Source organism: Bradyrhizobium sp. CCBAU 21365 (assembly GCF_015291305.1).
Lineage (GTDB): Bacteria > Pseudomonadota > Alphaproteobacteria > Rhizobiales > Xanthobacteraceae > Bradyrhizobium > Bradyrhizobium elkanii.
Genome location: NZ_CP030036.1, coordinates 8,688,321 through 8,707,436, shown reverse-complemented (window position 1 = coordinate 8,707,436; position 19,116 = coordinate 8,688,321). Strand labels below are relative to the sequence as shown.

At 65.8% G+C, this 19,116-nt stretch carries 19 protein-coding genes; 10 read left to right on the top strand and 9 right to left on the bottom strand.

The window, feature by feature from the left end:
- The first annotated feature begins 76 nt into the window (after positions 1-76).
- On the top strand, positions 77-286 hold the full coding sequence (locus XI02_RS41160) for a DUF2945 domain-containing protein (RefSeq protein WP_016840515.1): 210 nt from the start codon (positions 77-79) through the stop codon (positions 284-286).
- Positions 279-842 (top strand): DUF488 family protein, encoded by a 564-nt coding sequence (locus tag XI02_RS41155; protein WP_069280252.1) that lies wholly within the window; start codon positions 279-281, stop codon positions 840-842. The genes XI02_RS41160 and XI02_RS41155 overlap by 8 nt, the downstream gene beginning before the upstream one ends.
- On the opposite strand, the gene XI02_RS41150 is transcribed toward XI02_RS41155, so the two are convergent.
- A complete protein-coding gene (locus XI02_RS41150) occupies positions 812-1,387 on the bottom strand; it encodes a caspase family protein (RefSeq protein ID WP_172646647.1) in 576 nt (191 codons plus the stop codon). The genes XI02_RS41155 and XI02_RS41150 overlap by 31 nt on opposite strands.
- On the opposite strand from XI02_RS41150, the gene XI02_RS41145 reads away from it, so the two are divergent.
- Positions 1,362-1,550 (top strand): hypothetical protein, encoded by a 189-nt coding sequence (locus XI02_RS41145; RefSeq protein ID WP_172646648.1) that lies wholly within the window; start codon positions 1,362-1,364, stop codon positions 1,548-1,550. The genes XI02_RS41150 and XI02_RS41145 overlap by 26 nt on opposite strands.
- Before the next feature lie 100 nt (positions 1,551-1,650).
- On the opposite strand, the gene XI02_RS41140 is transcribed toward XI02_RS41145, so the two are convergent.
- Positions 1,651-1,938: a hypothetical protein gene (locus XI02_RS41140; RefSeq protein WP_075969423.1), complete on the bottom strand. Its 288-nt coding sequence runs from the start codon at positions 1,936-1,938 to the stop codon at positions 1,651-1,653.
- Between the two features lie 445 nt (positions 1,939-2,383).
- On the opposite strand from XI02_RS41140, the gene XI02_RS41135 reads away from it, so the two are divergent.
- Positions 2,384-3,685, top strand: coding sequence for a sorbosone dehydrogenase family protein (locus XI02_RS41135; protein WP_172646649.1), 1,302 nt, complete (start codon positions 2,384-2,386; stop codon positions 3,683-3,685).
- A gap of 245 nt (positions 3,686-3,930) precedes the next feature.
- Here the strand turns inward: XI02_RS41135 and XI02_RS41130 are convergent, their stop codons facing one another.
- The 3 genes from XI02_RS41130 to XI02_RS41120 all read right to left on the bottom strand — a co-directional run bounded on the left by XI02_RS41130 (position 3,931) and on the right by XI02_RS41120 (position 5,881).
- The gene (locus XI02_RS41130; protein ID WP_172646650.1) at positions 3,931-4,194 is read right to left on the bottom strand and encodes a hypothetical protein; all 264 of its coding nucleotides are present in this window, start codon (positions 4,192-4,194) and stop codon (positions 3,931-3,933) included.
- Between the two features lie 83 nt (positions 4,195-4,277).
- Positions 4,278-5,132 carry an alpha/beta fold hydrolase gene (locus XI02_RS41125; RefSeq protein ID WP_172646651.1) on the bottom strand — a complete coding sequence of 285 codons (855 nt, stop codon included), beginning with the start codon at positions 5,130-5,132 and terminating at the stop codon, positions 4,278-4,280.
- Positions 5,133-5,176: 44 nt separating this feature from the next.
- Positions 5,177-5,881 (bottom strand): alpha/beta fold hydrolase, encoded by a 705-nt coding sequence (locus tag XI02_RS41120; RefSeq protein WP_172646652.1) that lies wholly within the window; start codon positions 5,879-5,881, stop codon positions 5,177-5,179.
- A gap of 187 nt (positions 5,882-6,068) precedes the next feature.
- On the opposite strand from XI02_RS41120, the gene XI02_RS41115 reads away from it, so the two are divergent.
- The 3 genes from XI02_RS41115 (at position 6,069) to XI02_RS41105 (ending at position 9,549) form a co-directional block, all read left to right on the top strand.
- A complete protein-coding gene (locus XI02_RS41115) occupies positions 6,069-6,674 on the top strand; it encodes an ABATE domain-containing protein (protein WP_172649029.1) in 606 nt (201 codons plus the stop codon).
- Positions 6,675-6,884: 210 nt separating this feature from the next.
- A complete protein-coding gene (locus XI02_RS41110; protein WP_016842933.1) occupies positions 6,885-7,232 on the top strand; it encodes a hypothetical protein in 348 nt (115 codons plus the stop codon).
- Between the two features lie 280 nt (positions 7,233-7,512).
- Positions 7,513-9,549, top strand: coding sequence for a DEAD/DEAH box helicase (locus tag XI02_RS41105; protein ID WP_194483299.1), 2,037 nt, complete (start codon positions 7,513-7,515; stop codon positions 9,547-9,549).
- A gap of 272 nt (positions 9,550-9,821) precedes the next feature.
- On the opposite strand, the gene XI02_RS41100 is transcribed toward XI02_RS41105, so the two are convergent.
- Entirely contained in the window at positions 9,822-11,315 is a 1,494-nt protein-coding gene (locus XI02_RS41100; protein ID WP_018268979.1) for a diguanylate cyclase, read from the bottom strand.
- A 115-nt stretch (positions 11,316-11,430) separates the two neighbouring features.
- Between XI02_RS41100 and XI02_RS41095 the strand changes: the two genes are divergently transcribed.
- The gene (locus XI02_RS41095) at positions 11,431-11,688 is read left to right on the top strand and encodes a hypothetical protein (protein ID WP_018268978.1); all 258 of its coding nucleotides are present in this window, start codon (positions 11,431-11,433) and stop codon (positions 11,686-11,688) included.
- A 115-nt stretch (positions 11,689-11,803) separates the two neighbouring features.
- Here the strand turns inward: XI02_RS41095 and XI02_RS41090 are convergent, their stop codons facing one another.
- The 3 genes from XI02_RS41090 to metG form a co-directional block, all read right to left on the bottom strand.
- Positions 11,804-14,680, bottom strand: a complete 2,877-nt coding sequence (locus XI02_RS41090; protein WP_018268976.1) for an EAL domain-containing protein — start codon at positions 14,678-14,680, stop codon at positions 11,804-11,806.
- Between the two features lie 120 nt (positions 14,681-14,800).
- Positions 14,801-15,799: an NAD(P)H-quinone oxidoreductase gene (locus tag XI02_RS41085; protein WP_172646653.1), complete on the bottom strand. Its 999-nt coding sequence runs from the start codon at positions 15,797-15,799 to the stop codon at positions 14,801-14,803.
- Positions 15,800-15,868: 69 nt separating this feature from the next.
- A complete protein-coding gene (gene metG, locus XI02_RS41080; RefSeq protein ID WP_172646654.1) occupies positions 15,869-17,548 on the bottom strand; it encodes a methionine--tRNA ligase in 1,680 nt (559 codons plus the stop codon).
- A gap of 285 nt (positions 17,549-17,833) precedes the next feature.
- On the opposite strand from metG, the gene XI02_RS41075 reads away from it, so the two are divergent.
- Together XI02_RS41075 and XI02_RS41070 are read left to right on the top strand one after the other, a co-directional pair.
- Positions 17,834-18,025, top strand: a complete 192-nt coding sequence (locus XI02_RS41075) for a DUF1192 domain-containing protein (protein ID WP_069280243.1) — start codon at positions 17,834-17,836, stop codon at positions 18,023-18,025.
- Between the two features lie 563 nt (positions 18,026-18,588).
- Positions 18,589-19,101, top strand: a complete 513-nt coding sequence (locus XI02_RS41070; RefSeq protein ID WP_069280242.1) for a DUF1465 family protein — start codon at positions 18,589-18,591, stop codon at positions 19,099-19,101.
- Positions 19,102-19,116: the final 15 nt, after the last annotated feature.

Sequence of the window (19,116 nt, the reverse complement as noted above, 5' to 3'; positions counted from 1 at the left end):
CGGCGGGCTCTTGTCCGGCGCGGCCATTTGGCATCGTATCATGCGAGCAATCTCGCGCCTGAAGGAGCCTGCAACGATGGCCAGGAAATTCAAGGTCGGCGATCACGTCAGCTGGAATTCCGAGGCCGGCCGCGTCTCGGGCACCATCATCGCGGTTCACACCCGCGATTTCGACTACAAGGGGCACACCCACCGCGCCTCGGACGCCGATCCGCAATACGAGATCAAGAGCGACAAGACCGATCACGTCGCGGCCCACAAGGGCAGCGCGCTGCATCATGCCTAGCAAAGACGCGGCGCTTCCGTTCTTCACGATCGGTCATTCCACCCGCAGCCTCGAGGATTTCATCGCTCTCCTCGGCGCGGCCGCGATCGAGCGCATCGTCGACATCCGAACGGTGCCGCGGTCGCGGACCAATCCGCAGTTCAACAAGGATACGCTGCCCAAGCCGCTCAAGGCCGCGGGCATCTCGTATGAGCATCTGGCCGATCTCGGCGGGCTCCGCGGCAAGGCGCGAAGCGTGGCGCCGTCCGTCAATGGATTCTGGAGCAACGAGAGTTTTCACAACTACGCCGACTATGCGTTGTCGCCGCAGTTTCATGCGGCGCTCCAGCATCTGCGCGACGAGGGGCGCCGGCAACGCTGTGCGATGATGTGCTCGGAAGCGGTGTGGTGGCGCTGCCACCGCCGCATCGTCGCCGACTATCTGATCGCGTCCGGCGAGACCGTCGTCCACATCATGGGGGAGGGCCGCCTCGAGCCCGCCCGTCTCACCGAAGGCGCCGTCGTCCAGGGCGACGGCACGGTGGTCTATCCGGCGACGGGTGAACTGGATCTATGAAGGGGGCGAGGCTTGCGGCTGCACCGTCGCGCCGCGCCGGCTGACGTCGCCGATGGCGCCGACAATGCGGCGGCTGCCGGCGCAGCGTTCGCCTGTTTCGTGGCGGCGGCGTCGGCCGGCGGCGCGGCCACGAGATAGATCGCCTTGCGCGACAGCGAGCCGTATACAAACGGCTGCTGCGCGTTGCGCGTCGCCTCCATCACGTCGTCGCGGACGTTGCGGAACATGAAGGTGACCTCGACGCCCGGCGTCTCGATGTTGCGGAGCAGCGCCGCGGCGAACGGGCTGTTGCGGCCGTCGCCGTCGAGCGCGGTGGTGCCGTCGCGCGCGGCATAGGCGACCAGCACATTGCCGACCGGCTCGATGCGGCCGAGCCCGCTGCCGGCAGCGGCGCGGGCGGCGAGCGAGCGGCTCATCTTCGCCGCGAACGGATTGTTGCGGCAGGCATCGAGGATGACGAGGCCGAGACTTCCGGTGTTGGCGACCTGCAGCATCACGCTTTGCAGGCTGATCGCTTCATTGGCGGCGTCGGTATCGCGCCTCAACTCGGCGTCGACCGGGATCAGCCCCGGCGAGTTCACCTGGAAGTTTTTCTGCGATCCGAAGGAGCGCCTTGTCGTCGTGGTGGAAACCGCGGCGCCGGGCGAATTGCGCAAATATTATCGCGAGAATGTGCAGGACATCGTCTACGGCGCGATGGTGAAGTAAGCGGCCTCGACGTCGTAGAAAGCCTAGCGTCACGTGGAACGTGGAACAGCAAAAAAGGCCCGTCGCTCGAGCCGAGCGACGGGCCTTGAATTTTGCGTGGCTACCAGCGCCTGTAGACGCCGGTCAGCGTCCCATTGTTGTTCCCTTCAGGACCCACGTCGCCCTGGGTCGAGCTCGGCGTCGGGTGATTGGTGCCGTTGAATGAACCGTACCAGCCCGGCTCCGCCGGAGAGTACATCACATCAGGCTGCACGGCCTGATAGCGGGGGCCGCCATAGTATCTTGGACCAGGGTTCCCGTAAGGATAGTAGCCTTGTGCGAACGCGCCTGCCGTTGTTGCGATCAGGGACGCCGCGGCGAGGGACAATATCTTGGTCTTTCGTTGCATCCACACTCTCCTTGCTGGTGTCTCGACCAACGACCGCCATGGAGCGGCGTTCCCGATCTGCCATGCATCTCGCAAGGGCAAATCTGCGCGAGCGTCGGATCAGGTTCTTGTGAAGGGGCTTGCGCTCCGGCCGGGCTCTGCCCGGCAGGATGCATCCATCGCCGGCCCGTTATGCTTCCATGGCTATAACGGCGTATGCGCGAGCGGCGCCTCGAAAAACCGGGCGGTTCGTAAAAGGAAGCCCGCCACTGCGGCGGGCAAGGTCCAGGGAGGAAAACGCCCTGACAAGGGAGCGTGCAGCCAGTCTCCCTGATTCGTGCGCGGCTGCGAAGATCGTATAACTACTGTCATCGGGGCCGGCATTATGCGAATGCTGCTGGTGCCGCGGCCGGCCGGCAAGGGAATGACAGGGCGCGCTAGCACGGCGCAAATACAGGGGAAGTTCATGAGCACGTCTGGAGTTTTCGCCCGCGTCGTCGCGGCGATCGGGGCCGGCGCCTTGGTGTGGCGGCGGATGCAGGGCGCGCAGCCCGCGCCCGCCTGGGGCAGCGCGCCAGAGATCCCGCAGGCCAAACCGCAGGGCGCGATCCCGACGCTCAAGATGCCGACGGCGCGGGGCTGGGACAAGGACCAGAAGCCGGTCGCCGCGCCCGGGCTCAAGGTCAACGCATTTGCGGCCGGGCTCGATCATCCGCGCTGGATCAACGTGCTGCCCAACGGCGACGTCCTGATCGCGGAGGCAACGCAGATCGCTGGCACACCGCGCAGCGTCTTCCACTACGCGATGCAGGCGACGATGCGGCGCGCCGCGGCGCTCGGCGTCAGCGCCAACCGCATCACGCTGCTGCGCGACCGCGATGGCGACGGCGTCGCCGAAAGCAGCAGTGCCTTCATGGAAGGATTGAGCCAGCCGTTCGGCATGGCGCTGGTCGGCGACACCTTCTATGTCGGCAACACCGACGGCGTGGTGGCGTTTCCCTATGTTGCCGGCGCTGATCGCATCACCGCGCAGGGACGCAAGCTCGTCAGCTTCAAGCCCGACGGGCACTGGACGCGCAGCCTGCTGCCGAGCGCCGACGGCAAGAAGCTTTATGCCGGTGTCGGTTCGCTCAGCAACATCGCCGAGAGCGGTTTTGCGGTCGAGGAAGGCCGCGCCGCGATCTACGAGCTCGATCTCGCAGGTGGCACCAGCCGCATCTTCGCCGGCGGCCTGCGCAATCCGGTGGGCATCGCCTGGGAGCCGACCACCAATGTGCTCTGGACCGTCGTCAACGAACGCGACGGCCTCGGCGACGAGACGCCGCCGGACTATCTGACCTCGGTGCGTGACGGCGGCTTCTACGGCTGGCCCTATTGCTACTGGGGCAAGACGGTGGACGATCGCGTGCCGCAGGATCCGGCGATGGTCGCCAAGGCGATCCAGCCGGACTATGCGCTCGGCGGCCATACCGCCTCGCTCGGGCTGTGCTGGATGCCGCAGGGCACGCTGCCGGGATTCCCCGACGGCATGGTGATCGGCCAGCACGGCTCGTGGAATCGCTCGACGCTGTCGGGCTACAAGGTGGTGTTCGTGCCGTTCGCGAGCGGCCGTCCCGCAGGGCCGGCGCGCGACATCCTGTCGGGCTTCCTCGCGCCGGACGAGAAGGTGTCGTACGGCCGTCCGGTCGGCGTCGCGCTCGGCCCCGACGGCTCGCTGCTGGTGGCCGACGATGTCGGCAATGTGATCTGGCGCGTCACGGCGGCGTAGGCTGCGAGCGAGCGCGCGCATTCGCGAAATGAAGCAGGCCGCCGGCTGCGGCGGCCTGAGTGGATGGCTCCCGCTTCCTTGATTGCGAGGGCCGGCTCGACGCCCTTGTGAGCGTCGGGGGCGATCTTGTCAGTCCGGTTCTGCTAGAGCGTTTTCGAGCGAAGTGGATACCGGTTCGCGTGAAGAAAACGCGTCAAAACAAGAATCTAGAGCCCCGTTCCGATTCCATCGGAACGGGAAAAGCTCTAGTCGCAGCGGCGGACCCTGCGGACCGAACCATCGTCGCGCTCGATCGTAACGGTGCGGCATCCGCGATATCCGCGATCGTATCCGTAGGCGCGATAAGCGGGTCGATCGTAGTCTCGGTAGTAGCGCGGCTCGGGGCCCACCCTCACGCCGCCGAGCGGAGTATCGACGGCAACTTGAGCTGACGCGGGCGTGATGGAGATCGGCGTGGCGACAACGAAACCGGCAACCGCCAATGCACCGGCCAATAACAGGTTTCTCATGCGCGTTTCCTCCTGAGTTATTGCATCCGCTTTCCAACAATCCAGCTGGGGCAAGAGTTCCTCGGCCTTCGCGGTGCACGACGTCAGCGGCTCAGGAACTCGCGGATGCTTAGCGCGATCTCGGCGGCATGCGTCTCCAGCGCGAAGTGGCCGGTGTCGAAGAATTTGACGACCGCCTTCGGGTTGTCGCGCTTGAACGCCTCGGCACCCGGCGGCAGGAAGAACGGATCGTTCTTGCCCCACACCGCGAGGAACGGCGGCTGATGGGTGCGGAAGTAGCTCTGGAAGGTGGGGTAGAGCGCGACGTTGCTCTTGTAGTCGCCGAACAGATCGAGCTGCACGTCGTGGGCGCCGGGCCGCGCCATGTAGTAATTGTCGAGGTTCTGCCCGTCGGGCGACACCGTTTGCGGATCCGATGCGCCGTGGGTGTACTGCCAGCGCGTGGTGTCCGGCGTCAGGAAGGCGCGCAGCGCGTCGCGGTTCGCCGGCGAGGGATCCTGCCAATAGGCCCTGATCGGAGTCCAGCCGTCGCTGAGGCCTTCCTCATAGGCGTTGCCGTTCTGCGAGATGATCGCCGTGATTCGCTCCGGATGCTTGACCGCGATGCGGAAGCCGGTCGGCGCGCCATAATCGAACACATAGACCGCAAAGCGATCGAAGCCGATCACCTCCGTAAAGCGATCGATGACGCCGGCGATGCTCTCGAAGGTGTAGTTGAACTTGTCGTGCGGCGGCATGTCCGACTGACCGAAGCCGGGCAAATCCGGCGCCACGATGTGGAATTTGTCCGCGAGCTGCGGGATCAGTTCGCGAAACATATGGCCCGCGCTCGGGAAGCCGTGCAACAGCAGCAGCTTTGGCGCGCCGGGCGAACCGGCTTCGCGATAGAAGATGCTAAAGCCATCGACATCGGCGGTGCGGTATTTGACCTGAGACATCTGTCACTCCTTGTGATCGTGATGTGGTGGCGTGGTTTGCGAGTTCAGGAATTGATCTGCCCGGCGACCGCACTGACCGCCTCCCGGATGATGTCGGTGACGAGCTTCGGCGCGGTGACGATCGGGGTATGATCGACGGGATGTGAGCGCACGGTCGCCTGCATCCGCGCCGCCATGCTGCGCTGGGTCTCGGGCGCGATCATCCGGTCGTCCTCGGCAACCAGGAACCAGCTCGGGACGTCCTTCCACAGGGGGCGGCCGACCGGCACGGTGATGCAGGCCGGCGAAATCGGCCGCTGCACCGCGGCCAGCACCGCGAGGTCCTCGGACCGCGCGCCTTGCGCGAAGGCCGCTGCGAAAGCGGACTCCGGCAGCCAGATCAGACCATTGGCGTCGGGCGCAAGCTTGGGCGTAAACGGATGCGGCGGCAGCCGGTAGAATACGTCGGCGACCGTCTCGCCTTCATCCGGCGCCAGCGCCGCGACATAGACCAGCGCTTTCACGCGCGGCGAGCGGGTCCCGGCGATCACGGCGCCGGCATAGGCATGGCCAACCAGCACCACCGGGCCCGCGACGCGGTCCAGGGTCCGGTTCAGCGCGGCGACGTCGTCGGCGAGCGAGGTGAGGGGCAGCGGCGCCGCCACCGCCGTAATGCCCTCGGCGTCGAGCGCTGTGATCACCCGCGCCCAGCTCGAGCCGTCGGCCCACGCGCCATGGGCAAGCACCACGCTGACATTCTCGTTCGACATTGTCCGTTCCCTCGTCTCAGGCCAGTTTCGGCTGTAACCGTCAAAATGCTATTTGATGGGTTACTACGCTTATGGTCCATGGCTCGTAACTTGTCAAATGAATTTTATCAGGTTACTATTTCCGTAGCTGAGGAAGCCGCCAGAAAGCCGCCAGGAGGGCGTCACCGTGCAATCCCATCCGCCCGCGATGTTCATCGCAGACAGCCTGGGCCTCGATTTCATCAATTCGATCGCGACGCCGGTCGATACGCCGGTGGACTGGATCGCCGATGGCGACGGCCTGTTGCGCTGGCTCGCGCAGGCGCAGTTGGTGCCGCCCGTTGTGCTCGACGAGCTCAAGGCGCGCGCGACGCCTGGCGCGCTCGACAATGCCGCCGGTCAGGCCCGCGATTTGCGCGAATGGTTCCGCGGCTTCGTCCGCAAGCATATGGGCCGGCCGCTGATGCCGCGGGCGCTCAAGGAGCTCGAGCCGCTGAACCGGCTGCTGGAAAGCGATCAGGCGTTCAGCAAGATCGTGGCGCATCGCCAAAAGGACGGCGATGACGGTTTCGCGCTGGAGCGGACGCGGCGCTGGCGCTCGGCCGAAACATTGCTGCTGCCGATTGGGGAAGCGATGGCCAGGGTCGTCTGCGAGGAAAGCTTCTCCGACATCAAGGCGTGCGAGGGCCCGGCGTGCACGCTGATGTTTGCCGACCACACGCGGGCGCGGGCGCGCCGATGGTGCAGCATGGCGATCTGCGGCAACCGCGCCAAGCAGGCCGCGCACCGCAGCCGGATGAAGGACAGGGGCTGAGATCAGCAAAAACCACGGCGCCAAAGGGCAACGGCACCTGACGGATTCTCGCGGCGGAGGCGAGGGCAAAACTCCCCTCCAGGTCCGATCGCTCGGAAGTGCATAAAACCGGAATGAAATCCATAGCGGTTTTCAACCATGCCCCTTGAGCCTTCCTCAACTTCCGCGGCCGATGCTGCGCCCGCCACCGGGATCGAAGGAGCTCACAGCATGCCGGCCAAGGGACGAGCGACCGCGACCAACGCCACCGCGCAAGGGCGCGAGGACATCCTTAACGCGCGCGCCATCAGCACGCTGGGCGCCGGCGTCGTCAGCGCGATGAGCGCGGTCGGCGCCGCCGTCATCAAGAAGAACAAGCCGGCACTCGGCAAGAATGCCGACTGGTTCTGGCACATGTTCGCGAAATGCGAGGCCAGGGCCGCGCGCATCGCCGAGCAGGCCGCGCGCGATCCGGAGGCCTGCGGCGATGCCACCTTCATCGAGGTCTATGCCGCGCAATTGCCGAAGCTGATGGCAGCGGCGCTCGAGAGCCACGAGAAGGCGCTCAAGGCGAAGTGATGCCGCCTCAAGAGGAGTGCCACAACGGCGCTCGTCCCGCTGCCGTTCCCTCTTGACCTCTCAAGCCGTGACGCGCCATCGCGCTGACCGGCCCTACGGCCCCGATCGGGCAGCCCGCCTGATCCGCGCCTCAGCTTTTCTGCGATGGGGCATGGCGATTTGGCGCTTCTTGGCGTAAAGCACCCCAAATCGTCATGCGGTTGTGCCGCTTGCCGGGCACGCAGCTCCAGGTCGTCCCGCTCGACGTTCTGCGCCCGGACCAATCAAGGTTTCCCATCTCGTGCCCTTTCCGACCACAAGTTCGTCGCTCGCCCGCGCCTTGGCTGAGCGCAACTACGATCAACCGACCCCTGTCCAGCTCGCCGTGCTCGCGGACGACGCCGTCGACCGTGATCTCCTCGTTTCAGCCCAGACCGGCTCGGGCAAGACCGTTGCCTACGGCTTGGCCATGGCAAAGGACCTGCTCGACGGCGCCGAGCGGTTCGAGCCGGCTGCCGCCCCGCTGGCCCTGATCGTCGCGCCGACCCGCGAGCTCGCCTTGCAGGTTCAGCGCGAGCTTGCGTGGCTCTACGAGCATGCCGATGCCCGCGTCGTCTCCTGCGTCGGCGGCATGGATCCGCGCCGCGAGCAGCGCGAGCTTGCCGAGGGCGCCCACATCGTGGTCGGGACGCCCGGCCGGTTGTGCGACCATTTGCGGCGCGGCCGTCTCGACATTTCGGGACTCAAGGTCGTCGTGCTCGACGAGGCCGATGAAATGCTCAATCTCGGTTTCCGCGAGGATATGGAATTCATCCTCGAGACCACGCCGGACACCCGCCGCACCTTGCTGTTCTCGGCGACGTTCCCGCGCGGCATCGTCGCGCTCGCCAAGCAGTATCAGGAGCAGGCGTTCCGGATCGAGGTCGCGGGCGACGAAGGCGGCCATGCCGATATCGAATACCGCGCCATCCGGGTGGCCGCCGACGATGTCGAGCACGCGGTCGTCAACGTGCTGCGTTTCCATGAGGCGCCGAGCGCGCTGGTGTTTTGCAACACCCGTGAGGCCGTCAGGCATTTGCAGGCGGCGCTGCTTGAGCGCGGGTTCTCCGTCGCCGCGCTGTCGGGCGAAATGACCCAGAACGAGCGCACCCAGGCGCTGCAGGCGTTGCGCGACGGACGGTCGCGGGTTTGCGTCGCGACCGACGTCGCGGCGCGCGGCATCGATCTGCCGAGCCTCGATCTCGTCATTCACGCGGATTTGCCGAAAGATCCCGAGGTCATGCAGCATCGCTCCGGCCGCACCGGCCGTGCCGGCCGCAAGGGTGTCAGCATCCTGCTGGTGCCGCCGGCACGGCGGCGGCGCGCCGAATTGCTGCTCGATCTCGCCGGCATCGATGTGGTGTGGGGCTCCGCGCCGCAGGCGGAGGAGATCCGCAAGCTCGACCATGATCGCCTGCTGCAGGATGCGGTGTTCTCCGAGGAGGCGACATCAGATGATCAGGCACTGGCGCAGGCCCTGCTCGCCGAACGCTCGCCCGAGGCGATTGCCTCAGCGCTCGCCCGGCTCTATCGCGCGCGGCTGCCGGCGCCCGAAGACATTCTCGATCCCGGCGAGGGACGGGGCCGGGACCGCGACGATCGCCGCGGCGAGCGCGCCTCGCGGCGCGATGATCGTGCCGCCGGGCCGCGATCGAAGACCGGCAAGTCATCCGCGCGTCATGGCATGGAGGAGGCCACCGTCTGGTTCCGCGCCGCGATCGGACGCCGGAAGAATGCCGAAGCCCGCTGGCTGCTGCCGATGATCTGCCGCCGTGGTGGCATCGACAAGCGCGACATCGGCGCGATCAAGATCATGGACACGACCACCGAGTTCGAGATCGCCGCGCGGGTCGCGGATTCCTTCGCGGTCAAGATCAAGCGCCCGGACAAGGAAGACAGCATCCGCATCGAGCCGCTGGCGGGCGCACCGCAGGGCGAGGCGCGCGAGAAGCCGGCGCGCAAGCCCTGGCGCGACAATGACGACGGCGGATACAGCGCGCCGCGCGCCGGCGAGGGGGCAGCAAGGCGGGGCGGCAAGCCGGACCGCGAGGCCAGAGCGTTTTCGAGCGAAGCCGCGAGCGGTTCGCGTCAGGAATACGCGTCAAAAAAGGAATCCAGGGACTCGGCCCGATCCGATCGGGACGGAAAAGGCTTCAAGCCGAAATCCGGCGACGAGCCGCGGTTCGGAAAGAAAAGGAAGCATCCAGGCAAGTCCAGCCCCGCCGGACTCACGCAGTGGCCGGACGTGTCGGCGAAGCCGAAGTTCGGCAAGAAGCCGAAGAAGAAGCGGCGGGGCTGAGTTGGCGCCGGCGCAACGCACTTCGGGTGCGGATGTAGGACCCACTGGGCGTGCCACATCCTCGCCGTCGTCCCGGCGAAGGCCGGGACCCATTACCCCAACTGCTCATTGTTACGCGCGACTGGGGCCACAATCCCGTTCACAATCACATGCGGTGGTTAGTCCCGGCCCCCGTGCGCAATTGCGCACTAGGCCGGGACGACGATGCGGAGAGATTGCGCGACGAACTTTGATTGGACGTGCGGCCAGTGTCTTCGCTGCCGACTCCGATCCTACGCCACCAGCGCGATCTTCGGCACGGTTGCGAGCACCGACTGGTTGCGGCCGTTGGCCTTGGCGGCGTAGAGCGCCCTGTCGGCGGCCTCGATCAGGTCGGACCATTGCTGGCCCGCGGTCGGCCGCATGCTGGCGACGCCGATGCTGACTGTCGTGATCAGCTCGCCCGCGCACCATTGCTGGACCTTGTTGCGGATGGTCTCGGCCAGATTGAAGGCCTCGAGCGCGGTCATGTTGGGCAGCAGCACGGCGAATTCCTCGCCGCCGAAGCGCGCCGGGCAATCGCCGGCGCGGCGCACCGCGTCCGAAATGCAGATCGCGATCCCGACCAGCACCTGGTCGCCGGCCTGATGCCCATAGGTGTCGTTGTAGGCCTTGAAATGATCGGCATCGATCATCAATAGCGCGACCGGCTGGCCGTAGCGGCCGGCACGGCGCCATTCGCGTTCGATCTCGCCGTCGAACTTGCGCCGGTTCTTCAAGCCGGTGAGGGCGTCGGTGGTCGCCATCTCCTCGAGCTTGTCCTCGGCGTCGGCGCGGCGGACGATCTCGCGGGCGAGCACCAGCGTTGCGCTGAGCACGAACAGGATCAGAAACGCCATGATCGCGCCGATGCGAATGGCCTCGGTGCGCCAGAGGTTGAAGACGGCTTCGAGCGGCTTGCCGACCACCACGTAAAGCGGACCGGTGCTGCTGCGCCTGACATAGAGCCGCGGCGTGTCGTCGACCGGGCCCTTGCCGGAGAACGCGCCGCCCACCTTCAGGTTCTCGGCCTTCCAGTCCAGCTGTTCCGCGAGGTTCTTGCCGATCACGTCGAGATCGAACGGCGTCCGCATGATGATGGTGCGGTCGTTGCGCAGCACGGTGATGGTGTCGCCCGGCATGAGGCTCAGCCGCCCGAACAGATCGTGGAAATAGCTGAAGCGGATCGAACCGACCACGACGCCGAGGAAGCGGCCATCCTCGCCGACGATGCGCCGGCTCAGCACGATGGCGTAGGCGCCGCGATGCAGCATCGGCCGGCTGATGTAAAGGCCGGCATCGGGATTGTCGCGCTGGACCGTGAAATACTCCTCGTCGCTGCGGTTCTCCGGCCGCGGATCGAGGCTCGCCGCGTCGATGGTCAAATTGCCCCTGGTGTCGAACACCTGGATCGCGCCGAAATGTTTTGCGGTCGCGGCGTGATCGAACAGGATCAGCTGGCGCAGCTCCTTGCTGATATTGCGGATCTCCGGCATCTCGAGATTGCTGGCGACCGCGCGCAGCGACAGGTCGTAAAGCTCGATGTTGCGGCTGATGTCGGCCTCGATGCCCGACGCCAGATTCTCCAGGGTGCGGCGGGCCAGTTCCTCCTCGCCGCGGCGCATGTCGAACATCACGCCGGCGCAGACCGCGGAGAAGCCGAGGACGGTCGCAACCGACGCCGCGATCAGCAGCTTTGCCGATAGCCGCCAGCGCCGCCTTGCGTCGTTTCCCCGTCGAAATGGCATGTCCCGCTCCAATGCGCCGTCATGCAACGGGAAATCTTGTTGTCGCCTTAAATGGCGACAGCAGCCGCCGAATGGGTTAACGGGTGGTTGCCGGATTTTTGTCATCGAGGACGTTGTGAACGACTACGACGCATTGCGGGATTATCTGAAGAAGCAGCATCTGCCCGAATTCGTGCTGACCTTCGAGGAGATCGAGGCGATCATCGACGCGGCGCTGCCGCGCGCCGCACACCGGGCCTCGTGGTGGGAGACGTTGCGCAGCCCGCAGGAGAAGATGCCGCAGCGCGAGGCCTGCCTCGAAGGCGGCTATATCGCCACCCGCCAGGCCGACGGCAAGAGCGTCAAGTTCAAGCGCATGCCCAAGCCGCGCTGAGGCGCGATCCTGTAAGGTCGGACAGTCATGGCGGAGAAGGTGCGCTCCCTCCCCCGCAAAGGGGAGAGGTGCAGCGAGCCCGCTGCAAGATCGATGCTAACTTACTTGACCGAGCTTAGCTCGCGGCTTCCAGCCGTTCCTCGGTGAGGAGCCGGGTCGCCGCATCGGCGTCCATCGGCTCGCCGAAGGCAAAGCCCTGGGCGTATTCGCAGCCGAGCTGGTAGAGCTCGACGGCATCCGAATCCGTCTCGGCGCCTTCCGCGACCACTTCCATGCCGAGATCGTGCGCCAGCGCAATGATCGATTTCAGGATCACCGGGCGGGTGCCGCGGCTGGTGGTGCGGACGAAGGACTGGTCGATCTTGATGGTGTCGAACGGGAAACGCTGCAGATAGGACAGCGAGGAGTGGCCGGTGCCGAAATCGTCGAGCGACAGCCCGGTGCCGAGCTCGCGGATCCGCGCCAGCATCTGGGCGGCGTGTTCCGGGTTCTCCATGACCAGCGATTCCGTCAGTTCCAGCTTCAGCGTGCCGCGCGCCACCGAGGAGCGCGACAGCACGGTGCGGATATCGTGGATCAGATCGTGGCGCAGCAGCTGCCGCGACGACACGTTGACCGATGCGAAGATCGGCTCGCGCGAGCGCATCGCGCGCTGCCACACCGCGAGCTGGCGCGCGGTCTGGTCCATCACGAACATGCCGAGATCGACGATCAGGCCGGTCTCCTCGGCGACGTTGATGAACTCCGACGGCGACATTCGGCCGAGCTTGGGATGGTCCCAGCGCGCCAGCGCCTCGAAGCCGGCGATCGCGCGATCCTCCAGCCGCACGATCGGCTGGTACAGGATCGTGATCTCCTGCCGCTCGATGGCGCGGCGCAGGTCGCTCTCCAGCGTCAGGCGGTCGGTCTTGCGCGCCCGCATCGCCGGCTTGTAGACGTCGATGCGGTCGCCGCCGATCCGCTTGGAATGATACATCGCAAGCTCGGCGTCCTTGATGATCTCGTCGGTCAGCGGCGCCGCCGGGTCGGACAGCGCAAGGCCGATCGAGGCGGTCAGGAAGATCTCGCGGTCGTTGAACGCGATCGGGGCGCGGATGGTCTTGCGGATGGTCTCGGCGAAATTGGTGATCCGTGCCGGGTCCTGCTCCGACAGCAGGATCAGGCCGAACTGGTCGCCGGCCATCCGCGCCAGCGTGTCCTGCGGCTTGAGGATGCGGGTCAGCCGCCGCGCCAGCGTCAGCAAAATGGAATCGCCGACCGCAATGCCGACGGAATCGTTGACCTGCTTGAAACGGTCGAGATCGATCACCATCAAGGTCGGCCGCAGGTTCGGCATGGTCTTGGCGAGATTCGCCACCGCGCCGAGGCGGTCCATGAACAGCCGGCGGTTCGGCAGGCCGGTCAGATTGTCATGGACCGAGTCATGCAGCATCCGCTCTTCGGAGTTCTTGAACTCGGTGACGTCGGTCAGGGTGCCGACCACGCGCGAAACCTCGCCGTCGGAGCCGACAACCGGCCGGGCCTTCAGCGCGAACCACATGAAATGGCCGTCGGGCGTGCGCAGACGGAAATCCTGTACCAGGCGGCCGCGGCGCTGGTCGAGCACGCTGTCGAGCGCGGCGCGGAAGCGGTCCTGGTCGAGCGGGTGCAGCACTTCGAGCCATTTCGCAGCGGGGCCTTCCAGCGTGCCGCGCTTGAGGCCGAGCAGGGCCTCGGTCTCGGGGCTGGTGAACACCTTGTCGGCGGAGACGTCCCAGTCCCAGATCAGGTCGCCCGAGCCGGTCAGCGCAAGCGCCCGGCGCTCGACATCGGAGACGACGCCGGTGGTGGCGCCGCCGCCGGCAAAGGCGTGCTGCATCACCGTGAAGCCGATCAGCATCACGATCAGCACCAGACCGCCGAGCAGCGCGGGGCCGACGATGTCGTTGGTGACGGAGCCTGCGACCGTCATGCCGGCCGCGACCACCCAGACCACCAGCAGGAACCAGGTCGGGATCAACAGCACCGCGCGGTCGAAGCCGTGGGTCGAGAGATAGACGATCAGCGCAAAACCGGCGAAGGCGATCATCACCAGCGACATGCGCGCGATGCCGGAGGCGACCGCGGGATCGAACAGCGCCAGTGCGACCAGCGAGCCGAGGAAGACCAGCCACCCGATCGTGATGTGCGAGTAGCGGACGTGCCAGCGACTCAAATTCAGATAGGCGAACAGGAACACCAGCAGTGTCGCCGCGAGGATCGCCTCGCCCGCCGCGCGCCAGACGCGCTCGGCGTTGTTCGACATGTCGAGCACTTTGCCCCAGAAGCCGAAGTCGACGCCGATATAGACCAGCACCGCCCAGGCCAGCGCCGCGGCGGCGGGGAACATGATGCTGCCCTTGACCACAAACAAGATCGTGAGCACGAGCGCGAGCAGGCCCGAGATGCCGATCACGATGCCCTGGTACAGCGTGAACGAGTTGACCTTGTCCTTGTAGGCGTCGGGCTCCCACAAATAGAGCTGCGGCAGCTTGTCGGTGCGCAGTTCCGCGACATAGGTGACGACGGCGCCGGGATCGAGCGTAATGCGGAACACGTCGGCGGTCGGGCTCTCCTGCCGCTCGGGACGATCGCCGACCGACGGCGTGATGGTGGCGATGCGCGACAGGCCGAGGTCGGGCCACAACAGGCCGGACGACACGATGCGGTAGTGCGGCGCCACGATCAGGCGGTCGAGCTGGTCGTCGGTGTTGTTGGCGAGCGCGAACACCACCCAGTTCTGGCCGCCTTCGCGGGCGCGAACCTCGATGCGGCGCACGATGCCGTCGGTTCCGGGTGCGGTGGAGACCTGGATGCGGTCGGTTTCACTGCGCTGATGGTCGAGAACCGCCGTCAGATCGATCGCCGGCGCATCGCTGCGCACGCTGACCGCGTCGATCGCATACGCGGCAGGCGCGGCGGCAAACATCATGAGGCCCAGCGCGAGCAGCGCAAGGCACCTGATCAGACGCAATGTCAGTACTCCGCGATCGACAAACTGACCGGGCCCGGCGACCGGCCCGGCGGTGGCGCGATAAATGACACGAAAGCGAAGGGAATCAAAGGGTTTCCGCCCCTGCTTCCGTCGCGAGGGTTAAACCACCAACACAATTTTGCCAATATGTTCGCTGGTTTCCATGCGTCGGTGCGCGTCGGCGGCCTTTTCCAGCGGGAATGTGCTGTCCATCAGCGGTTTGACGCGGCCTTCGCGCAGCAAGGGCAGCACCTTTGCCTCGATCGCCGCGACCATCGCCGCCTTGTCCGCATTACTACGGGGGCGCAGGGTCGAGCCGGTGTGGTGCAGCCGCTTGACCATCAGCTTGGCGAAATTGGCCGTCGCCTTCGGTGTTCCCGACAGGAACGCGATCTGGACGATGCGGCCCTCGACCGCGGCGGCGTCGTAGTTCCGGTCGATATAGTCGCCGCCCACCATGTCGAGGATGACATCGGCGCCGTTGCCGCCGGTGGCCTTCTTCACCGCCTCGACGAAATCCTCGGTCTTGTAGTTGACCGCGTGATCGGCGCCGAGCTTGAGGCAGGCATCGGCCTTGTCCTGCGAGCCGACAGTGACGATCACCTTGGCGCCGAACGCCTTGGCGAGCTGGATCGCCATCGTGCCGATGCCCGACGAGCCGCCATGAATCAGCAGCGTTTCGCCAGCCTTGAGCGCGCCGCGCTCGAACACGTTGTGCCACACGGTCATCAGCGTTTCCGGAATCGCGCCGGCTTCCTGCATCGACAGCGAGCGCGGCACGGTCATCGCCTGCGCGTCCTGCGCGATGCAATATTGCGCGTAGCCGCCGCCGGCGACCAGCGACATCACCTTGTCGCCGATCTTGTGCTTTGCGCCTTCGCCCAGCGCGACCACTTCGCCCGCGATCTCGAGGCCGGGCAGGTCGCTGGCGCCGGGCGGCGGCGGATAGGAGCCGGAGCGCTGCGCGACGTCAGGACGATTGACGCCGGCGGCGGCGACCTTGACCAAGATCTCGCCGGCCTTCGGCACCGGCACCGCACGGGTCTCCGGCACCAGCACCTCAGGGCCGCCCGGCTTGCTGATGGCGACGACGGTCATTTGCGCGGGCAGGTTTGGCATGGTCGGTCCCTGGTCAGTGGAGAGGATTGGCGGATGGCATACCGCCTTTTCCACCGAAGCGAAACGCCATTAAGCCCCGAACCGCGCCGTGAGCTGGCCGGCTCTCTCAGGCGTGATTTTCTCGACCAGCGGGCCGAGCCTTGCGACCGGCGTGCCCACGCCGCGATCCAGCAGCGGAACGAGTGGGCCAGTGGGCCAGCGCGGCACGGCATCGCTCCGACCGAGCGCGTCGAGCACGCGCTCCGCGAGGTGAGGCACGATGCTCCACGCCAGCGTCGCACTCAGCGCGACAAGATTGAGCCCGACGCGGGTGATGACCGCCGCGCGTGCCGGATCGGACTTAATCGCCGTCCATGGTGCCGCGTGTTGCAGATAAGCGTTCGCGGTGTCCCAGATCGCGCGGGTCGTTGCCGCCGCTGCGCGAAACTCCAGTGCGGTGTGGTGGCGGTGCAGCGTCGCGATGCGCTGCTCCAGATCGTGCGCCAGCTGTCGCTCGGCATCACCGGGTACGCCGCCTTCGGGAAAGCGGCCGTCGAAGGCGCGATGCGCAAAACTGATGATGCGGTTGGCGAGATTGCCGAAGATGTCGGCGAGATCCTTGTTCACGTCGGCAACGAACCTTGCGACGCCAAAATCGGTGTCGGCGCTTTCGGGCGCGTTGGCGATCAGCCACCAGCGCCAGAGATCGGCCGGCAATTCCGTGAGCGCCGCGTCGGTGAAGACGCCGCGCTTTCGGCTGGTCGAGAACTTGCCGCCTTCATAATTCAGCCAATGGAATCCCTTGATCACATCGGCGGTCTTCCACGGTTCGCCGGAGCCGATCAGCGTCGCCGGAAAGCTCACGGTGTGGAACGGGATGTTGTCCTTGCCGAGAAACTGGATGTAGCTGACATCGTCGGCCTGCCACCACCATTGCCGCCAGTCGCGGCCCGGCGCGGCGTCGGCCCATTCCTGCGTCGCCGCGATGTAGCCGATCGGCGCATCGAACCAGACATAGAACACCTTGCCGTCGAAGCCTTCGCGCGGCACCGCGATGCCCCAGGCGAGATCGCGCGTGATGCAGCGGTCGCGCAGCTCCGCAGTGAGCCAACCCTTCGCGGTCGACGCCACGAAGGGTGGCCATCCGCTGCGGCTGTCGATCCATGCGCCTATTTTTTCGACCAGCTGCGACTGGCGCAGATACAGATGACGGCTGTCGCGGATCTCGAGCGCACGGTCGCCTGACAGCGCCGAGCGCGGATCAATCAGGTCCGGCGGGTCGAGCAGCGTGCCGCAACGGTCGCATTGATCGCCGCGCGCGCCGGCGTCGCCGCAATGCGGACAGGTGCCGAGCACGTAGCGGTCGGGCAGGAAGCGCCCGTCGGCCGGCGAGAACACCTGTCGCGAGGTGCGTGCTTCGATCAGCCCGGCGTCATCGAGCCGACGATAGAAGTGCTGCGTCAGCGCATGATTGTGCGGCGAGCTGGTGCGGCCGAAATGATCGAAGGAGAGGCCGAAGCGCCGGTAGATGTCGGCCTGGATGGCGTGCTGCGCGGCGCAGAACGCGCGGACATCCCGTCCGGCCTCGATGGCGCCGAGCTCGGCCGGCGTGCCGTGCTCGTCGGTCGCGCAGATGAACAGCACGTCGCAGCCGGTCTGCCGCCGGAAGCGGGCATGGACGTCGGCGGGCAGCAGCGAGCCGATCAGATTGCCGAGATGCTTGACGCCGTTCACATAGGGAAGGGCGCTGGTGATGAGAATTTTGGTCATGGGTCAAGGTCTTTCGCGTTTGGTGCTGCCGACCCCCAAGAGAAATTCCGACGAAATCAAATCGGACAATCAAAAAGCCCTCCCGCATGATCGGAAAGGCTTGGGGTCGGCTCATGCCTCGCGCGCAGGCGCGCAACTATCCCGTCCGGTCAGACTCCTTGCGGTCGGGCCGGGGCATTCGCGTCAGCTGTTGCGCGCACACGAAAGTCACTGCAAATTCTCCTCTGGACGGATATCTATCATCGCTGGGCGCAGGGCGCCAGATCAGCATCGCGGGGAAGACACATGCCGATTGAGGATGAGGACCGGCCGCGGAAGAAAATCAGCCACGAGATCGGACAGGATCTCTCGCTGCTGTCGGTCGAGGAATTGACCGAGCGCATCGCGCTGCTCACGACCGAAGTCGATCGGTTGAAAGAAGCGATGATGAAGAAGCGCGCGTCGAAGGACGCCGCCAACGCGTTCTTCAAGTCGTAGCGCTGCGCTTCATCCGGGCTACGCTGCTCCACCCCCTTGAAAAGGGGAGGTCGCTTTGCTCGCCAGAGCAAAGCGGGTGGGGATCCGCTCTCTCCAGATACGCCGTCGCTTGCGGCTGACCCCCATCCCGACCTTCCCCCTTTCAGGGGGAAGGAGAAGACACGCGCCACCGGATTTCGCGGGGCCTGTCATCGAGCGCGTTCGCGCGAACCGTTGACTCCGTCCGGGCTACGAAGAGACCTGTCCCAAACTAGGTCAATGGCCGACATGGCAAACAAAGCGTCAAGAAATCCGTTCATTTACGATCGGTTAAGCTTTCTCGATTATGACTGCATTGTCCTCGTTTGGACACCGAGTGGCTCCTGTCCACTCTGTTTGACGCCTCCCTGTTATCAACTTCAAAAGCCGCCGGAAACGGCGGCTCTTTTTTGTGCGTCCTATCGGCTGGAAACCATAAATCCGGTTGCGGCTGGACTCTTCGGCGCGCCCGCGCAATGATTTGTTCATCATAAGCTGGCGCGTCAGATGCCAGCGGGCGTTACGGTGGTGTGAGGGCGTTAACCATGGCCGATCGTTCCCAGAGCGAAGCCGGGCTTGTACTGTTCAGTGAACGGCTGACCAATTCTGCGGCATTCGGCGTGCTGTTCCGGGAAGGCATGGATCTGGTCGAGCAGACCGCCGCCTATCTCGACGGTGACGGACGTGCCGAGGCCAAGGCGCTGGAACGGTCCGTGAGCCTGACCTATGCCACCGAAAGCATGCGCCTGACCACGCGGCTGATGCAGCTCGCGTCCTGGCTGCTGCTGCATCGCGCGGTCAAGGAAGGCGAGATGACGCTGACCCAGGCCAATCGCGAGAAGACCAAGGTGAAGCTGTCGGCCGCCGATCCCGGCCCCGTCGACATGGTGACCAAGCTGCCCGAGCAATTGCAGCAGCTGATCGCCCGCTCGATGGATCTGCAGGCGCGCGTCCGCCGCCTCGACACCACCATCCACGCACCGGCGCCGGATCGCTCGTCGATCGGCAACCCGCTGGTGCCGCAGCTCAACCGCCTCAAGGCGGCGTTCGAGCAGTAAAGTCCAAGCTGCAAA

Coding starts and splice junctions, on each gene's coding strand:
- XI02_RS41160 (WP_016840515.1), top strand. CDS start 77: ATGGCCAGGAAATTCAAGGTCGGCGATCACGTCAGCTGGAATTCCGAG.
- XI02_RS41155 (WP_069280252.1), top strand. CDS start 279: ATGCCTAGCAAAGACGCGGCGCTTCCGTTCTTCACGATCGGTCATTCC.
- XI02_RS41140 (WP_075969423.1), bottom strand. CDS start 1,938: ATGCAACGAAAGACCAAGATATTGTCCCTCGCCGCGGCGTCCCTGATC.
- XI02_RS41135 (WP_172646649.1), top strand. CDS start 2,384: ATGAGCACGTCTGGAGTTTTCGCCCGCGTCGTCGCGGCGATCGGGGCC.
- XI02_RS41130 (WP_172646650.1), bottom strand. CDS start 4,194: ATGAGAAACCTGTTATTGGCCGGTGCATTGGCGGTTGCCGGTTTCGTT.
- XI02_RS41125 (WP_172646651.1), bottom strand. CDS start 5,132: ATGTCTCAGGTCAAATACCGCACCGCCGATGTCGATGGCTTTAGCATC.
- XI02_RS41120 (WP_172646652.1), bottom strand. CDS start 5,881: ATGTCGAACGAGAATGTCAGCGTGGTGCTTGCCCATGGCGCGTGGGCC.
- XI02_RS41115 (WP_172649029.1), top strand. CDS start 6,069: ATGTTCATCGCAGACAGCCTGGGCCTCGATTTCATCAATTCGATCGCG.
- XI02_RS41110 (WP_016842933.1), top strand. CDS start 6,885: ATGCCGGCCAAGGGACGAGCGACCGCGACCAACGCCACCGCGCAAGGG.
- XI02_RS41100 (WP_018268979.1), bottom strand. CDS start 11,315: ATGCCATTTCGACGGGGAAACGACGCAAGGCGGCGCTGGCGGCTATCG.
- XI02_RS41085 (WP_172646653.1), bottom strand. CDS start 15,799: ATGCCAAACCTGCCCGCGCAAATGACCGTCGTCGCCATCAGCAAGCCG.
- metG (WP_172646654.1), bottom strand. CDS start 17,548: ATGACCAAAATTCTCATCACCAGCGCCCTTCCCTATGTGAACGGCGTC.
- XI02_RS41075 (WP_069280243.1), top strand. CDS start 17,834: ATGCCGATTGAGGATGAGGACCGGCCGCGGAAGAAAATCAGCCACGAG.
- XI02_RS41070 (WP_069280242.1), top strand. CDS start 18,589: ATGGCCGATCGTTCCCAGAGCGAAGCCGGGCTTGTACTGTTCAGTGAA.